Raw genomic sequence first — 311 nt, forward strand, 5'->3', positions numbered from 1 at the left:
GGAGTGGAACGTTTTCATCGCGCGCGATCTCGTTCCTCGGAATCGCCGTCGGATTGCTCGGTGTCGGTGCTGCGCTGATCTGCCTGTTCGGCGCCGACGCGGGCCAACTGCTGGGTCTTGTGATCGCTGCAGGCTCGGCGATCTTTCTGATTGTCGGCATGCGAGCGGCGAAAGACGCCCTTGCCTAGCTAGCCGGCACTGTCCGAAGTGCCAAGGAACGGCTCGGGCAGAGCGGTTGGCCGCACGCCAGGCTGAGCTGCTCCCGGTAACCTACTTCCACGTCGTGTTCACGCTGCCGGCACCGGTGGCCG

Annotated in this window: 2 pseudogenes; both read left to right on the forward strand. The window is 65.0% G+C overall.

Features of this window, described 5'->3' with window-relative positions:
* Positions 1-188, forward strand: a pseudogene (locus tag K9U40_RS24650) (hypothetical protein); the annotation flags it as partial.
* A 5-nt stretch (positions 189-193) separates the two neighbouring features.
* Positions 194-311, forward strand: a pseudogene (locus K9U40_RS24655) (transposase zinc-binding domain-containing protein); the annotation flags it as partial.

Origin of the sequence: Xanthobacter autotrophicus (assembly GCF_030015065.1) — a bacterium.
Taxonomy (GTDB): Bacteria; Pseudomonadota; Alphaproteobacteria; order Rhizobiales; family Xanthobacteraceae; genus Xanthobacter; species Xanthobacter autotrophicus_D.